This is a genomic window from Massilia sp. 9I, assembly GCF_902506415.1.
In the GTDB taxonomy this organism is placed as follows: Bacteria; Pseudomonadota; Gammaproteobacteria; order Burkholderiales; family Burkholderiaceae_D; genus Telluria.
Genome location: NZ_LR733275.1, coordinates 5,103,131 through 5,118,677 on the forward strand (window position 1 = coordinate 5,103,131; position 15,547 = coordinate 5,118,677).

Genomic DNA, 15,547 nt, shown 5'->3' on the forward strand with positions numbered 1-15,547 from the left:
GGGGCTTTTGCACAGAATACTTAACGGAGCTACATCAAAATGGCACAAATCGAAGTCAAGGTACCCCAACTGTCGGAATCGGTTGCTGAAGCGACCCTGCTGTCCTGGCACAAGAAAGTCGGCGAGAAAGTCTCGCGCGACGAGAACATGATCGACATCGAGACCGACAAGGTGGTCCTGGAACTGCCGGCGCCGAACGAAGGCGTGATCGTCCAGCTGCTCAAGGCCGACGGCGCCACCGTCGTGTCGGGCGAAGTCATCGCCATCATCGATACCGAAGCTTCGGCACAGACCAGCCCGCTGGAAGTCAAAGCGATCCCGTCGGCTGCACCGAATGCACCGATCGAAGCCGCTCCGGCAGCAGCTGCTACCGGCTCGAAAGGCGACGTCGCCATGCCGGCCGCCGCCAAGATCCTGGCCGACAACAACCTGAGCGCTTCGGATGCCACCGGCACCGGCCGCGACGGCCGCGTGACCAAGGGCGACGCCCTGGCCGCTGTCGCCAACAAGCCGGCGCAAGCCGCTGCACCGGCGCCTGCCGCCAAACCGGCCCTGCAGCAAATTTCCGCACCGAGCGCCAGCCTGGGCGACCGTCCGGAAGAGCGCGTGCCGATGAGCCGCCTGCGCGCCCGTATCGCCGAGCGCCTGCTGCAGTCGCAACAGACCAACGCCATCCTGACCACCTTCAACGAAGTGAACATGGCTCCGGTCATGGAGCTGCGTAACAAGTACAAGGACAAGTTCGAGAAAGAACACGGCGTCAAGCTGGGCTTCATGTCCTTCTTCGTCAAGGCCGCCGTCGCCGCACTGAAGAAGTACCCGATCCTGAACGCGTCGGTCGACGGTAACGATATCGTCTACCACGGCTACTTCGACATCGGTATCGCCGTCGGTTCGCCACGCGGCCTGGTGGTGCCGATCCTGCGCAACGCCGACCAGCTGTCGATCGCCGAGATCGAGAAGAAGATCGGCGAATTCGGCCAGAAGGCAAAAGACGGCAAGCTGACCCTGGAAGACCTGAACGGCGGTACCTTCTCGATCTCGAACGGCGGTGTGTTCGGCTCGATGCTGTCGACCCCGATCATCAACCCGCCGCAGTCGGCAATCCTGGGCGTGCACGCGACCAAGGACCGCGCCGTGGTCGAAAACGGCCAGATCGTGATCCGTCCGATGAACTACCTGGCGATGTCCTACGACCACCGCATCATCGACGGCCGCGAAGCCGTGCTGGGCCTGGTGGCCATGAAGGACGCGCTGGAAGATCCGGCACGCCTGCTGCTCGACCTGTAATTCATTACCCACAACGCAGGGCGCGCTGCCTGGCGCTTCCTGCAGCAGTTTGAAGGAGTAAGGCATGAATCTGTCGGACGAAATCAAGCGGCTGCACGAGCTGCACCAGGCCGGCGCGCTGAGCGACGCCGAATTCGAACAGGCCAAGACGCGGGTGCTGTCGGCATCTGCGAGCACCGGGCCTGGGGTTAACCTGAACAAGGGCAGCGGCAGCGCTTCGCTCGGCGGAGAGCTGAACAACCTGCGCCGCTCGCGCGTCGACCGCTGGCTGGGCGGCGTGTGCGGCGGACTGGCGCCGGCGACCGGGGTCGACTCCTGGGTGTGGCGGCTGATCTTCGTGCTGTTCACTCTGACCTTTGGTTTCGGCGTGCTGGTGTACCTGCTGTTGTGGATTTTTGTTCCCGAAGAATAAACACGTTCGGTCTGCAGGTTTAGTACCTATAGCTTCCAGACCGTCATTCCGGCGCGGGCCGGAATCCAAGTTCGCCGAGCAGCCACCGGCATGACGCGCTAGCTCGACGCGACGAAATTGGGTCCCCGCCTTCGCGGGGACGACGGATCATCCTTGAGTGGTGAGTGGATGCGGATCGACTCAACTAGGAAAAAACATGAGTGACAAACAATTTGACGTCGTCGTGATCGGCGGCGGTCCTGGCGGCTACATCGCTGCCATCCGTGCAGCGCAGCTGGGCTTCAAGACCGCCTGCATCGACGAGTGGAGCAACGCAGCCGGCAAGCCGGCTCCGGGCGGTACCTGCACCAACGTCGGCTGCATCCCGTCGAAAGCGCTGCTGCAGTCGTCGGAGCACTTCGAGCACGCCGGTCACGCCTTCGCCGACCACGGCATCAAGGTGGGCGGCCTGGAACTCGACCTGCCGACCATGCTCAAGCGTAAGGACACCATCGTCAAACAGAACAACGATGGCATCCTGTTCCTGTTCAAGAAGAACAAGGTGACCTTCTTCCACGGCCGCGGCGCGTTCGCAGGCAAGGCTGGCGAGGGCTACACCATCAACGTGACCGGTCCGACGACCGACACCATCACCGCCAAGAACGTGGTCGTGGCGACCGGTTCGAACGCACGCCAGCTGCCGGGCGCGGAATTCGACGAGAAGATCATCCTGTCGAACGCCGGCGCACTGGCGATCGATGCGGTTCCGGGCAAGCTCGGCGTGATCGGCGCCGGCGTCATCGGCCTGGAAATGGGTTCGGTGTGGCGCCGCGTCGGCGCCGACGTCACCGTGCTGGAAGGTCTGCCGACCTTCCTCGGCGCGGTCGACGAGCAGATCGCCAAAGAAGCGCACAAGCTGTTCACCAAGCAGGGCCTGAAGATCAACCTGGGCTGCAAGATCGGCAAGATCACCAAGGGCGCCAACGACGTCACCGTGGAATACGCCGACAGCACCGGCGCCGAGCAGAAGGCGACGTTCGATCGCCTGATCATCTCGATCGGCCGCGTGCCGAACACCAACGGCCTCGGCATCGAGACCGTCGGCCTGCAGCTGGACGAGCGCGGCTTCGTGGTGGTGGACGACGAGTGCCGCACCAGCCTGCCGGGCGTGTGGGCGGTGGGCGACGTCGTGCGCGGCCCGATGCTGGCGCACAAGGCGGAAGAAGAGGGCGTCGCGGTTGCCGAGCGCATCGCCGGTCAGCACGGCCACGTCAACTTCAACACCATCCCGTGGGTCATCTACACCTCGCCGGAAATCGCCTGGGTCGGCAAGACCGAGCAGCAGCTGAAGGCCGAAGGCGTGTCCTACAAGGCCGGCACCTTCCCGTTCATGGCCAACGGCCGTGCGCGCGCGCTGGGCGATACCTCGGGCATGGTGAAGTTCCTGGCCGATGCAGTCACCGATGAAATCCTGGGCGTGCACATCGTCGGCCCGGTCGCTTCGGAACTGATCTCGGAAGCCGTCGTCGCGATGGAGTTCAAGGCCTCGTCGGAAGACATCGCCCGCATCTGCCACGCACACCCGTCGCTGTCGGAAGCCGTCAAGGAAGCCGCACTGGCGGTGGACAAGCGTTCGCTGAACTTCTAAGCATCACCGGACACCCACCATCGTTGTTGGCGGATGTGTCCCCCGTAGGGTGGGCGGGTTCCCCGCCCACGCGTTCAACGCACGTATGCAGGCCACGAAGCGGGCCGGGACACGAGATTTGAACGCGTGGGCGGGAGACCCGCCCACCCTACGTTTAACACCTGGCTCTCCATGAACGTCCAAGAGTACTATCAACACGCCCTCACCGAGCGTGGTTTCAAATCCGATCCGGCCCAGCAGGCCGCGGTTGACCGCCTGCAGCAGGCGTACGACGACTGGGTCCAGTACAAGGCCCAGCGGTCGTCCGCTTTCAAGCGCCTCATCAACCGTCCGGACGTGCCGAAAGGCGTCTACATGTGGGGCGGGGTGGGGCGCGGCAAGTCCTTCCTGATGGACTCCTTCTATTCGGTGGTGCCGGTGGTGCGCAAGACGCGCCTGCACTTCCACGAATTCATGCGCGCCGTGCACGGCCAGCTGGACGAGCTCAAAGGCGTGGCGGATCCGCTCGACGAAGTGGCCAAGCGCATCGCCAAGAAGTACCGCCTGATCTGCTTCGACGAATTCCACGTCTCGGACATCGCCGACGCGATGATCCTGTATAACCTGCTCAAGGCCTTGTTCGACAACGGCGTGAGCTTCGTGATGACCTCGAACTACGAGCCGTCCACGCTATATCCGGACGGCCTGCACCGCGACCGCATGCTGCCGACCATCGCGCTGCTGGAGGAAAAGCTCGACATCCTCAACGTCGATGCCGGCAACGACTACCGCAAGCGCGCGCTGGAGCAGGTCGAGGCCTATTACACGCCGCTCAACGCCGCCTCGGACCACATGCTGCGCGAAGCCTACGCCAAGGTCGCCGACACCGCCGACGAGAGCCCGATCGTCCACATCGAGAACCGCGAGATCCGCGCGCTGCGCCGCGCCGGCGGCGTGATCTGGTTCGACTTCGCCACCCTGTGCGGCGGGCCGCGTTCGCAGAACGACTACCTGGAACTGGCTTCGCGCTTCCACACCGTGGTCCTGTCCGGGATCCCGGCCATGTCGGCGGGCCAGTCCTCGGAGGCGCGCCGCTTCACCTGGCTGATCGACGTGTTCTACGACCACAAGGTCAAGCTGATCATGTCGGCGGCGGTGGAGCCGGAAGAGCTGTACACCACGGGTATGCTCGCGAACGAATTCCACCGCACCGTCTCGCGTATCATTGAAATGCAGTCGCGCGAGTACATGCTCGCCGAGCGCCGCGGTGCGGCCGACGCCATCGCCTGAATCGAAAGGAAACCATGACGAGTCTTCCAGTAATGCGCGCTTTCGCCGCAGCCGTGCTTGCAGCCGCGCTGTCCGCCTGCGCCAGCGTGGCGCCGGGCCCCGCGGTGGAAACGGTCGACCCTACCACCTCGGTGGAACAGGCCGACCAGCGCCTGGCCGCCGTCGCCCGCGAGCGCGCAGCCATCGAGGCGCGCTATGCCGAGCGCGAAGCGGTCTGCTACGAGAAATTCTTCGTGAACCACTGCCTGGACGAAGCCAAGGAGCGCCGCCGGGTAGCGCTGGTGGCCCAGCGCAATATCGAAATCGAAGCTGATCGCTACAAGCGCCGCGCAAAGGTCGAGGAGCGCGACAAGGAAATCGCAGCCGCGGACGCCAAATACAAGGCCGAGGAAGCGCGGCTGGCGGCCGAACCGCCGCCGCCCCCGCGCGATACCACGGCCTTGCCGGCCACCAGGCCGTCCCCGGCCGCCTCGCGCATGGCGCGCCGCAATGCCAAAGCCAAGGAAGAAGCCGCCCGTGCGCCGGAAGAGGCGGCGAAGGCGGCCGCCAATGTCCGCGAGTTCGAGGAGCGCAAGCGCAAGTCGGAGCAGAAGCAGAAGGATGTCGCCGAGCGCGTCGCCGAGCGCGAGGCGAAGGCAGCGGCGCGCAGGGCCGAGGAAGAGAAGAAGGCCAAGGCAGCCGTGCCGCCCGCCGGCAAATAAGGTCGACGCCGGGCGTTAAACCACGCGCCCGGTTTTCCCCGCCAGTCCATCCTGGACCGCTTTCACCAGCTTCACGATCGCCATCGAGCAGTTCCCGCCCTTGCCCTGGGAGCGCTCACCCGCCTTGTTGATCAGCATTTCCGATGCTTGCCGCGGCGTGGCCTTGACTGTCACAGTCGCCAGTTCCGCGTCCGTGAAGAAATGCCACAGCCCGTCCGAGGCCAGCAGGAAGCCGTCGCCCGGCGCCAGCCCCGTATGGCTGCCGATGGTCACGAAAGGGTCCTTGCGGCTGTTTCCCAGCACATTCAGCAGCAGTTTCGACTTGCGGTGGTTTCTGGCCGCTTCTTCCGGCAGCCTGTCGGTGGACATCAAGTGCTCGACATAGGCGGCGTCGTTGGTGCGGCTCACGCATTTGCCGTCCTGGAAGCGGTACAGCCGCGAATCGCCGACATGGGCCCAGACAGCTTCCTGGTGCGGCGTGAGGACCAGCCCGACGAAGCTGGCGTGCGCTTCGGCCTGCGTGGCCACCGCGTTCATCTTGATGATCAGGTGGGTCTCGTTGACGATATCGCGCAGCAGCTCGCCCAGGCGCTCCAGGCTCGGGTGGTCGCCAGGCTTGAATTCGTCGAAGACCTGGCGCGCGGTGTGCAGCACCTGGTCCGCGCCCGACGCCCCGGCGATGCCGTCCGACAGCACGGCCAGCACGTAGCCGGGCGCACGGGCGCCGGTAAGCAGGGCAACGCGGTCGTTCTGCTGCGGACGGTTCCCGATGTGCTGCGCGGTCCCGGCTTCGATCTTGTATGTTGTCATAAACCTTTATTTCCGTAGCGCTCGCGCCAATCTTTGTTGGCGGCAACCTCAGCGTAGATTAAACTATGCACCGAGAAGCCGTGGTGTTGCAAGCCGAACACAGCGGCAAGCACCTTGCGCCGCCGCCCGCCCGCCGGCGCCATCGCCCGAGCTCCCGCAAACGCCTTGTACAGAACTGTTTGGAACAGCCATCATGACCGACGTCCAGGACATCCAGCGCCGCATCATTGAACTTGACGTGGAACACCGCGACCTCGATGCCGTCATCTCGATGCTGGCCGCGGACGGCCATGCCGACCAGCTTCAGCTGCGCCGTTTGAAAAAGCGTAAGCTGCAGCTCAAGGATCATATTACGCTGCTGAAGATGCAGCTGGTGCCCGATATTCCGGCCTGAGACAGGCTTCCTGGAAACAAAGTATTTTGACCGAACATCTCCCCGCATCTGTCGTAGACTCCGGCGTCAGCGCCGCCGAGCCGGCGGAAGCGTCGCCGCAGCGCGACGTTCTCCCGGCCAGCGCCCGTCCCGTGGGTAAATACGACGAAGAACTCGACCGCCTGTTCGGGGCGGGAGGCCCGCTCGCGCCCAACGTCGGCACCTACAAGCCGCGCCAGTCCCAGACCGAGATGGCCAAGGCCATTGCCGGGGCGATCGCCGAGCAGAAGGTCCTAATGGCCGAGGCCGGCACCGGCACCGGCAAGACCTTCGCTTATCTTGTCCCTGCGCTGCTGTGGGGCGGCAAGACCATCATCTCGACCGGTACCAAGAACTTGCAGGATCAATTGTTCCTGCGCGACATCCCGACCATCCGCGCCGCCCTGCGCGCGCCGGTCTCGGTGGCGCTGCTCAAGGGTCGCTCCAACTATGTCTGCCACTTCCACCTGGAACGCACGCTGAACAACGGCCGCCTGACTTCGCGCGACGACGTCGGCCACCTGCGCGAGATCTCGCGCTTCATCAAGATGACCAACTCGGGCGACAAGGCCGAGCTGGCCAAGGTGCCGGAAAACGCCACGGTCTGGAACCTGGTCACCTCGACCCGCGACAGCTGCATGGGCGCCGAGTGCCAGTACTACCAGGACTGCTTCGTCATGAAGGCGCGCCGTGAAGCCCAGCAGGCGGACGTGGTCGTGGTCAACCACCACCTGTTCTTCGCCGACGTGGCGCTGAAGGACACCGGCGTCGCCGAACTGCTGCCCTCGGCCAACACCATCATCTTCGACGAGGCGCACCAGCTGCCGGACACGGCCACGCTGTTCTTCGGCCAGTCGGTCTCCACCTCGCAGGTGCTGGAACTGTGCCGCGACGTGCTGGCCGAGGGCCTGGCGCATGCGCGCGGTCCGGACTGGGCCAAGGTCGTCACCGTGGTCGAGAAAGCTGCGCGCGACCTGCGCCTGACCTTCCCGGAAGGCGGCACCCGCCTGTCGCTGCCGCAGATTTTGCCGACCTCGGCCTTCTTCCCGGCGCTGGATAAGCTCAAGGAAGAGCTGTCCGGCATGATTACCGTGCTGGAAGAGCATTCCGCCCGGGCCGAGACGATCGAGGCCTGCCGTGTGCGCGCCCATGAATTGATCGCCTCCTTCGAGGGGTGGAAGCCGGACCCGAAGAAAGGCAAGGTCGTGGAGGGAGACGACGCCGCCGTGCTGTGGGTCGAGGCCTTCAATTCCTCGCTGCAGCTGCACAAGACGCCGTTGTCGATCGCCCCGATCTTCTCGAACCAGCGCGAAGGCACGCCGCGTAGCTGGATCTTCACCTCGGCAACGCTGGCGGTGAAGAACGACTTCAAGCATTTCTCCGACCAGATGGGCCTGACCGGCGAGCCGGCCATGACCTGGCCGAGCCCGTTCAACTACGGCGAGCAGGGCATTTTGTATGTGCCGACCGGCTTGCCGGAGCCAAATTCCTTCCAGTACACGGATGCCTGCGTCGACACCGCGCTGCCGGTGATCGAGGCCGCGGGCGGCCGCACCTTCTTCCTGTGCACGACCATCCGCGCCGTGAACAAGGTGGCCGAGCGCCTGCGCGAAGAGTTCGCGGCGCGCGGGCTGGACTTCCCGCTGTTCGTGCAGGGCGAGCGTGGACGCACCGAACTGCTGGATTCCTTCCGCAACGCAGGCAATGCGGTGCTGGTCGGCAGCCAGAGCTTCTGGGAAGGCGTGGACGTGCGCGGCGACGCGCTGTCGCTCGTCATCATCGACAAGCTGCCTTTTGCTCCGCCCGACGATCCGGTGCTGGCGGCGCGCATCGAGGTGATGGAAAAGCAGGGGCTGAACGGCTTCATGCACCATCAGCTGCCGGAAGCGATCATCACCCTCAAGCAGGGGGCAGGGCGCTTGATCCGCGACGTGGAAGACCGCGGCGTGCTGATGATCTGCGACCCGCGCATCATCACCAAGCCTTACGGGCGCCGCATCTGGCAAAGCCTGCCGCCGTTCCGCCGGACGCGGGTGCAGGCGGATGTGATCGAGTTCTTCCAGCCGGGGGCGATTGCGGACGCGGCGGATTTGAACGCCTGATTGGCCGCTAATTCAAACTTGACCGTTAGCTTAAGCACGTCGTCCCGGCGCAGGCCGGGACCCAAGTTCGTTGCGTATTGCAAGCGCTTCACTGTGGTGGTACGCGAGCAAAATTGGATTCCGGCCTTCGCCGGAATGACGTGCTAGAGCTAATGGGCGGAATAAGTCCCTGAGCTTTCAGGGAGTGATAACAACCTTCCCCGTCACCTTCCGCGCCGCCATGTCATTCAGCGCCTGCGTCGTCTCCTCCAGCCTGTAACGCTGCGACACCAGCGGCTTGAGCTTACCCTCCGCCATCCACCCCAGCATCTGCCGCATCGCCGCCAGGTTCGCCTTCGGCTCGCGCCGCACGAAGTCGCCCCAGAACACGCCCACCACCGACGCGCCCTTCAGCAGCATCAGATTCCATGGCAGCTTGGGGATGTCGCCGGCCGCGAAGCCCACCACCAGGTGCCGGCCGCGCCAGGCGATCGAGCGCATTGCCGGTTCACTGTACTTGCCACCGACCGGATCGTAGATCACGTCCGGTCCGCGCCCACCGGTCGCCGCCTTCAGCGCCTCGCGCAGGTCTTCCTTCTCGTAATTGATCACGACATCCGCACCGTGCGCGCGGCAGATCGCCAGCTTCTCGTCGTTCGACGCCGCCGCGATCACGCGCGCGCCCAGGGCCTTGCCGATCTCGATCGCCGCCAATCCGACGCCGCCGGCCGCGCCCAGCACCAGCATGGTTTCCCCTGGCTGCAGGGCCGCGCGATCGACCACCGCGTGGTGCGAGGTGCCGTAGGTGAGGGTGATGGCGGCGGCGATGTCGAAGTCCATGCCGGGCGGCATCGGCATCAAGGCTTCCGCCGGCGCCACGGCCTGTTCGGCGAAGGCGCCAGTGCGCGTGAAGCCGATAACCCGCTGGCCTGGTGCGAAGCCGGTGACGCCTTCGCCCACCACGCGTACGGTGCCGGCGAATTCGTTACCGGGCGTGAAGGGCAATTCGGGCCGCACCTGGTACTTGCCCTGCACCGTCAACACGTCGGGGAAATTGACGCCGGCTGCTTTCACGTCGACGACGACTTCACCCGGTCCCGGCACGAGGTCGGGCAGGTCCTCGATCACGAGGCTGTCGATCGGGCCCCAATCCTTGCAACGTACGGCTTTCATTGGCTCTCCTTCAGGTCGAATAGGTCCTTGGATAATCGGCGGCATTATGCCTCAAGGTGCATTTCACGCTACTTTTCATCGATACGGCCGAGTCCGCCGACGCGCTTGTGCGTCCGCAAAGTGGCCGAGGTCGCTGACGCTAGAGTCAAAGGAATCCGCCTTAGCGCATTGGAATAGGGGACAGGCAATGGCGATCCGTTACGGGTGTTTCTTCAGCTACGCACACGGCAGGCACGACCTGATGAAACGGTTCAAGACCGCCCTGGCCGATGCGCTGCGCTGCTATCTCGAACCTTACTTCGACAACGAAGACGAACTGTTTATCGACACCGAACAGCTGGGCGGCGGCGACGACCTCGACCACAAGATCGCGCGCGCGATGTGCGAGAGCGTCTGCATGATCCTCATCTATACGCCCAAGTACGAGGCCCACGCTTACACCCGGCGCGAATACGCCGCCATGCTCCAGCTCGAGCACGAGCGAGCGTCCTGGTATCCGCTGGCCAGCCGCCTGATCATTCCCGTCATCATGACGCGGCACCCGGATTCGCTGCCGCCGGAAATCACCGAGAACAGGTTCTACGTCGACTTCTCGCACTTCACCATGGCGACGGCCGACCTCAAATCGAACCCCGACTTCCTGCCGGACATCGACAAGATGGTCAAGCGTATTGCCGAGCATTACCAGCAACAAAAAAAGCATACCCCGCCAGGTCATGATTGCAACCAATTCGTGCTTCCCGATGTCCCACCAGAATGGCGTGAGGGCCCGAGCCTGACCTTCCCAAAAAAATGAGGAGCCTCATGGACAAGAACCACACAATGCTCTCGGAACTGGATAGCCCCGGCGCGGTGACCACCTTCTATGCCTACGAAGGCGGCCCGGCCCGCAACGGCCTGCTGGCCGCACTGGCGCTGCAGCTCGCATCCGACCCCGCCCAGGGGCCGGTGCTGGTGATCGATTGGGACCTCGAATCGCCCGCGCTGCACCACTACCTGGGCCCCTGGCGCGACGACGATGTGGATGTGCAGGCACCCGGCCTGGTCGACTACATGGGCGCGCTGCGCGAGGCGCTGCGCCAGGGCCGCAAGTCCGGCGGCAGCGCGGATGCCGTGGCCGATGCCGTGCTCGATGCGGTCGACTGGCGCGCGTACGTGGAACGCGCCGACGGCCGCCGCCCCTTGTACCTGATGCGCGCCGGCCGCTTCGACGACAGCTACGCCGAGCGTGCCGGGCAGCTCGACTGGATCGCGCTGTTCGACGCCTGTCCGGCGCTGCTGCGGCGCTTCGCCGCGCGCATGGCCAGCCATTTCCGCCACGTGCTGGTGGCCAGCCGCGCCGGCCGTTCGGCGGCGGTGAGCGCCTGCACCACACTCGTGCCGGACCGCCTGGTCGGCCTGTTCACGCCGGCGCCAGGCAGCCTCGATGGCCTGGAAGGCGTGGTACGGCGCGCCATCGAGTACCGCTGCACCCACGAAGAAGAACAGCGGCCGCTGCTGCTGTATCCGGTCGCCTGCGCCGCCGACGGAGCGCGCAGCGACCCGATCCAGCGCTGGCGCCGCGGCGACCCCGCGCAGGGGCTTGCCGGTTACCAGCCGCGCCTCGAGGCGCTGCTGCGCGAGGCTTATGGCGTCAAGCTGCCGCACCTGGACAGCTGGTTCGACGGGGTCCAGCTGCCCATATGCGACGCCGCCGTGCCCAGTCCCGGCATCGATGGCGGCGCGCTGGCGCGGCCGGCCGCGCAGCTGATGTCCTGGTTCGTGCACGGTCACTTCCCCTGGCACTCGCCGCCCGAATTCCGCCTGCGCATGGCGATCGCGCAGAAGCGTGCGGAGGCGCAGCCCGGCGCGGCGCTGGCTGGATTGCTGGCGCGGCTCGGCGCACTGTGCGAGGCGCAAGGGCGCACGGGAGAAGCCGGCGAGCTGCTGCGCGAAAGCCTGGCGCTGCGCCTCGCGGACCTGGGCGACGAGCATCCGGACACGCGCGCGGCCCTGGCCGCGGTGGCAGCCTTGCAGCTCGCGGACGGCCAGTTGGACAAGGCGCGCCATGCCTACGAAGTGCTGGCCCAGGCCAGCACGCGCAGCGTCGGGGCCGATCACCCCGACACGCTGGCGGCGCGCTCGGGCCTGGCCACCACGCTCGGGCGGCTGCGCGAGCATGAGCGCGCGCTGGCGCTGCACGAGCAGGTCGTCGCCACCTGCGAGCGCTTGTGGGGCGACCTCCACCCGGCCACGCTCGACAGCCTCGAAGCGCTGGCGGCCAGCTTATCCGAACAGCACGAGAACGAACGCGCGCGGGTGCTGTTCGACCGCGTGCTGGACGGCCGCCGCCGGCTGCAGGGCGGCGATCACGAGGACACGCTGCGCTGCGCCCAGCGCCTGGCCCAGCTGCTGGGCGAAATGGGCGAGCTCGGCAATGCGCGGCGGCTGCTCGAAGCCGTGCTGCGCGCCCGCGAACGCTACGACGGGGCCTGGGCACTGCCGACGCTGCGCGCGCGGGACGCGCTGGCCGAGATCTTCGCCGCCCAAGGCGACATGGCGGCCGTGCGCAGCATCCAGGCCGCGCCGGCCAGGGTGCGCGAACAGGATGCGGCGGACGGGCATCCGGCCTTCGACGGCCTCCAGCACCAGGTCGCCCAACTGCAAGACCTGATCGACCGCGAAAGCCGGGACGAGGCGCGCGCCCTGGCCGACAAGCTGCACCATTCGGTGCCCTGGCGCACTGTGGCACATCCGCTACGCAAACGCGCCGCCGCCATGATCGAGCAGGTCTACCTGCAGCAAGGCGACAAGGACGCGGCGCTGGCTCTCAACCGCAACCTCGTTTCGTCACTGGAGGGAGCGTTGTTCCAGACCGGCCTCGACCAGTCGCATATGTTGCGATAAAGGCAAGTTTTCAGCGATCCACGGCACCGATGGCGAGCTAAAAAAATCGCCGTCGGGAAACAAAAAACGCGCCACCGGCGACCGAAGCTGGCGTTGCTTCAGGTAAAATCGCAGACATGCGAATTCTTATCAGTAACGACGACGGCTACCTGGCGCCTGGTATCAGCGCGCTGGCCGATGCCTTGTCCGCGATCGCGGACATCGTGGTGGTCGCTCCCGACAGCAACCGCTCGGGCGCGTCGAATTCGTTGACGCTGGACCGTCCGCTGACGGTGCAGAAAGCGGCAAACGGTTTTCATTTTGTTAACGGCACGCCGACCGACTGCGTCCACATCGCCCTGACCGCGATGGGGGATGCGCCGCCGGACCTGGTGGTCTCGGGCATCAATAACGGCCAGAACATGGGCGACGACACGCTGTATTCGGGCACCGTCGCGGCCGCCACCGAGGCTTACCTGTTCGGCATCCCGGCGATCGCCTTCTCGCAGGTGCATTCGGGCTGGGCCCACGTCGACGCCGCCGCGCGCGTGGCGCGCGACATCGTCGAGCGCCGCTTCGACAAGCTCGAGTCGCCCTTCCTGTTGAACGTGAACATTCCGAATCTGCCGTATGAGCAGATCGGCCCCCTGACACCGTCGCGCCTCGGGCGCCGCCACCAGGCCGAGCCGGTGATCCGGTCGACGGATCCGCGCGGCCGCGAGATCTTCTGGATCGGCGCGCCCGGCGCCTGCCGCGATGCGGGCGAGGGCACCGATTTCCACACCACGGCGCAGGGCTGCGTGTCGATCACGCCGCTGCAGATCGACCTGACCCACAAGACCCAATTGGAACTGCTGCGAGGCATGATATGAGCGACCAGCGCAGCCCCGACAAGCGCAGCACCTTCCCCTTGCCGCTGTCTTCGGTGACCGGCGGCGCCACCCGCAAGCCCGGGGCACCGGCGCCGGTCGCCACGCCGCAGACCGCAACCCGCAATGCCAGCAGCGCGGCCAGCACGGGGACGCGCGCCAGCTTTGCCCCTGCGCAGCCGGCGCCGTCGCCGCGTCCGCCGGGCTATGCCCATGCCCACGCGCCGAGCGCCCCGGTGGCCCAGCGTTCCGACCTGATGGCCTCCGAAGCGGTGCGGCGTGCCATGGTGGGCCGCGTGGCGAAGCAGGGCGTCAAGGACGGCGTGGTGCTGGGCGCGATGGAAGCGGTGCCGCGCCACCTGTTCATCGAACCGGCCCTGTCGGCGCAGGCGTACATCGACGCCTCGCTGCCGATCGGGCACAACCAGACGATTTCGCAGCCCTACATCGTGGCGCGCATGATCGAAGCGATGCGCGCTTCGCTGCCCTCCGGCGCGCAGATGGGCCGGGTGCTCGAGATCGGCACCGGCTGCGGCTACCAGGCCGCGGTGCTGTCTTTTGTCGCGCGCGAGGTGTACTCGATCGAGCGCATCAAGCCCTTGCACGAACTGGCCAAGACCAACCTCCGGCCGCTGAGGATTTCCAACCTGCGTTTGCAATACGGCGATGGTATGCTAGGCTTGCCGCAGGTTGCACCCTTCGACGGCATCATCCTGGCCGCGGCGGGCCTCGAAGTGCCGCGCGCCCTGCTCGAACAACTCGCCATCGGCGCGCACCTCGTCGCACCGGTTGGCGCCCAGGTCCAGCACCTGGAACGGATTACCCGCATCGGCAAGAACGAATGGGCCAGCGAAACGCTGGAAGCATGCCATTTCGTGCCGCTGCGTCCCGGTACCATCTAGCGCGCCGCGCAGCCTGCCGTGGCGATGCCCGCATCGCACGGCGGCTTGGTATCGATACTGCCGGGTCAACGCTACTGGTTCCACCAGCGTTGTACAGCCTGGTCCGACTGGCATGGCCGTCCACGGCCTGGTGTCCGCCGGCGCGTTTCGCCCGGGCGGCGCGCCACAGAACATGAAAAGAAAACAGAAAGACAATGAACCAAGCACCCCATCTGCCCCGCCTCGCACTGCTCACCCTCGCCCTCAGCCTGCTGGCCGGCTGTAACTCGCTGACGCGCCAGGCCCCCGTGGTCGAGCGCACGACGCTGCCGACCGTCGAGCGTCCACGCCCGACCCAGGCCGCGCGCGCCGAAGAGCCGAAGAAAGAGGACGAGAAGGGCACCTATACCGTGCGCCGCGGCGACACCCTGATCCGCATCGCCCTGGACCACGGCCAGAACTACCGCGACCTCGTCACCTGGAACAACCTGGCCGATCCGGACGACATCAAGGTCGGCCAGACCCTGCGCGTGGCGCAGCCGGAGCGTGGCGAGCGCACTGCCAACATGCAGACGCAGCCGGTGCCGACGCCGCCCGCCGCCACCCCGCCGCGCAAGACCACGCCGCGCGCCGACAAGCAGCCGTACAACGAGAACACCGCGAGCGCCCCGGCCGAACCGGCCGCGCGCAGCGAAGCGCCGCGCCCCGCCGCTCCGGCTCCTGCGCCGGCCGCCCCGGCCCCGGCAATCGCCGCCGGCGCCACCGTCAGCGCGAACGACGACGACAAGCTGAGCTGGATGTGGCCGGCGGACGGCCGTATCGTCGCCACCTTCGACGAAGGCCGCAACAAGGGCATCGATATCGCCGGCCGCGCCGGCCAGCAGGTGGTCGCCGCCGGCGCCGGCAAGGTTATGTACGCTGGCAGTGGTATCCGGGGTTATGGTAATCTCGTCATCGTCAAGCACAACAACAGCTTGCTGTCGGCATACGCGCACAACCGCAAGATCGTGGTCAAGGAAGGCGATAACGTCGCCAAGGGCCAGGTCATTGCAGAGATGGGCGACTCGGATGCCGATTCGGTGAAATTGCACTTCGAGATACGCCAACAGGGCAAACCAGTCGATCCGTCGAGGTTCCTGCCCGGTCGATAAAAGGTA

At 66.0% G+C, this 15,547-nt stretch carries 14 protein-coding genes; 12 read left to right on the forward strand and 2 right to left on the reverse strand.

Annotated features, from left to right (window positions below; genetic code table 11):
• Nucleotides 1-39 precede the first annotated feature (39 nt).
• From odhB to GV068_RS22835, 5 genes are all read left to right on the forward strand, one after another.
• Nucleotides 40-1,290: a 2-oxoglutarate dehydrogenase complex dihydrolipoyllysine-residue succinyltransferase gene (odhB, locus tag GV068_RS22815; protein WP_159703402.1), complete on the forward strand. Its 1,251-nt coding sequence runs from the start codon at nt 40-42 to the stop codon at nt 1,288-1,290.
• Nucleotides 1,291-1,354: 64 nt separating this feature from the next.
• Entirely contained in the window at nt 1,355-1,702 is a 348-nt protein-coding gene (locus GV068_RS22820) for a PspC domain-containing protein (RefSeq protein ID WP_159703405.1), read from the forward strand.
• 196 nt (nt 1,703-1,898) lie between these two features.
• Nucleotides 1,899-3,329: a dihydrolipoyl dehydrogenase gene (gene lpdA, locus GV068_RS22825; protein ID WP_159703408.1), complete on the forward strand. Its 1,431-nt coding sequence runs from the start codon at nt 1,899-1,901 to the stop codon at nt 3,327-3,329.
• Nucleotides 3,330-3,500: 171 nt separating this feature from the next.
• Nucleotides 3,501-4,598 (forward strand): cell division protein ZapE, encoded by a 1,098-nt coding sequence (gene zapE / locus GV068_RS22830; protein ID WP_159703411.1) that lies wholly within the window; start codon nt 3,501-3,503, stop codon nt 4,596-4,598.
• 14 nt (nt 4,599-4,612) lie between these two features.
• Complete coding sequence (locus tag GV068_RS22835; protein ID WP_159703414.1) at nt 4,613-5,299, forward strand: hypothetical protein; 687 nt, start codon at nt 4,613-4,615, stop codon at nt 5,297-5,299.
• A gap of 15 nt (nt 5,300-5,314) precedes the next feature.
• On the opposite strand, the gene GV068_RS22840 is transcribed toward GV068_RS22835, so the two are convergent.
• Nucleotides 5,315-6,109: a PP2C family serine/threonine-protein phosphatase gene (locus GV068_RS22840; RefSeq protein ID WP_159703418.1), complete on the reverse strand. Its 795-nt coding sequence runs from the start codon at nt 6,107-6,109 to the stop codon at nt 5,315-5,317.
• A gap of 193 nt (nt 6,110-6,302) precedes the next feature.
• Between GV068_RS22840 and GV068_RS22845 the strand changes: the two genes are divergently transcribed.
• Both GV068_RS22845 and GV068_RS22850 read left to right on the forward strand, forming a co-directional pair.
• On the forward strand, nt 6,303-6,503 hold the full coding sequence (locus tag GV068_RS22845; protein WP_027867157.1) for a YdcH family protein: 201 nt from the start codon (nt 6,303-6,305) through the stop codon (nt 6,501-6,503).
• Nucleotides 6,504-6,529: 26 nt separating this feature from the next.
• Nucleotides 6,530-8,623 carry an ATP-dependent DNA helicase gene (locus GV068_RS22850; protein WP_373888428.1) on the forward strand — a complete coding sequence of 698 codons (2,094 nt, stop codon included), beginning with the start codon at nt 6,530-6,532 and terminating at the stop codon, nt 8,621-8,623.
• Nucleotides 8,624-8,800: 177 nt separating this feature from the next.
• Here GV068_RS22850 and GV068_RS22855 read toward each other — a convergent pair whose 3' ends face one another.
• On the reverse strand, nt 8,801-9,775 hold the full coding sequence (locus tag GV068_RS22855; RefSeq protein ID WP_159703421.1) for an NADPH:quinone oxidoreductase family protein: 975 nt from the start codon (nt 9,773-9,775) through the stop codon (nt 8,801-8,803).
• 187 nt (nt 9,776-9,962) lie between these two features.
• Here GV068_RS22855 and GV068_RS22860 point away from each other — a divergent pair, with 187 nt between their 5' ends.
• The 5 genes from GV068_RS22860 (at nt 9,963) to GV068_RS22880 (ending at nt 15,541) form a co-directional block, all read left to right on the forward strand.
• A complete protein-coding gene (locus GV068_RS22860) occupies nt 9,963-10,571 on the forward strand; it encodes a toll/interleukin-1 receptor domain-containing protein (RefSeq protein ID WP_159703424.1) in 609 nt (202 codons plus the stop codon).
• Between the two features lie 8 nt (nt 10,572-10,579).
• Complete coding sequence (locus GV068_RS22865) at nt 10,580-12,661, forward strand: tetratricopeptide repeat protein (RefSeq protein WP_159703426.1); 2,082 nt, start codon at nt 10,580-10,582, stop codon at nt 12,659-12,661.
• 116 nt (nt 12,662-12,777) lie between these two features.
• Nucleotides 12,778-13,512, forward strand: coding sequence for a 5'/3'-nucleotidase SurE (gene surE, locus GV068_RS22870; protein ID WP_159703428.1), 735 nt, complete (start codon nt 12,778-12,780; stop codon nt 13,510-13,512).
• Complete coding sequence (locus GV068_RS22875) at nt 13,509-14,411, forward strand: protein-L-isoaspartate(D-aspartate) O-methyltransferase (RefSeq protein ID WP_159703430.1); 903 nt, start codon at nt 13,509-13,511, stop codon at nt 14,409-14,411. The genes surE and GV068_RS22875 overlap by 4 nt, the downstream gene beginning before the upstream one ends.
• A gap of 194 nt (nt 14,412-14,605) precedes the next feature.
• Nucleotides 14,606-15,541 carry a peptidoglycan DD-metalloendopeptidase family protein gene (locus GV068_RS22880; protein ID WP_159703432.1) on the forward strand — a complete coding sequence of 312 codons (936 nt, stop codon included), beginning with the start codon at nt 14,606-14,608 and terminating at the stop codon, nt 15,539-15,541.
• Nucleotides 15,542-15,547: the final 6 nt, after the last annotated feature.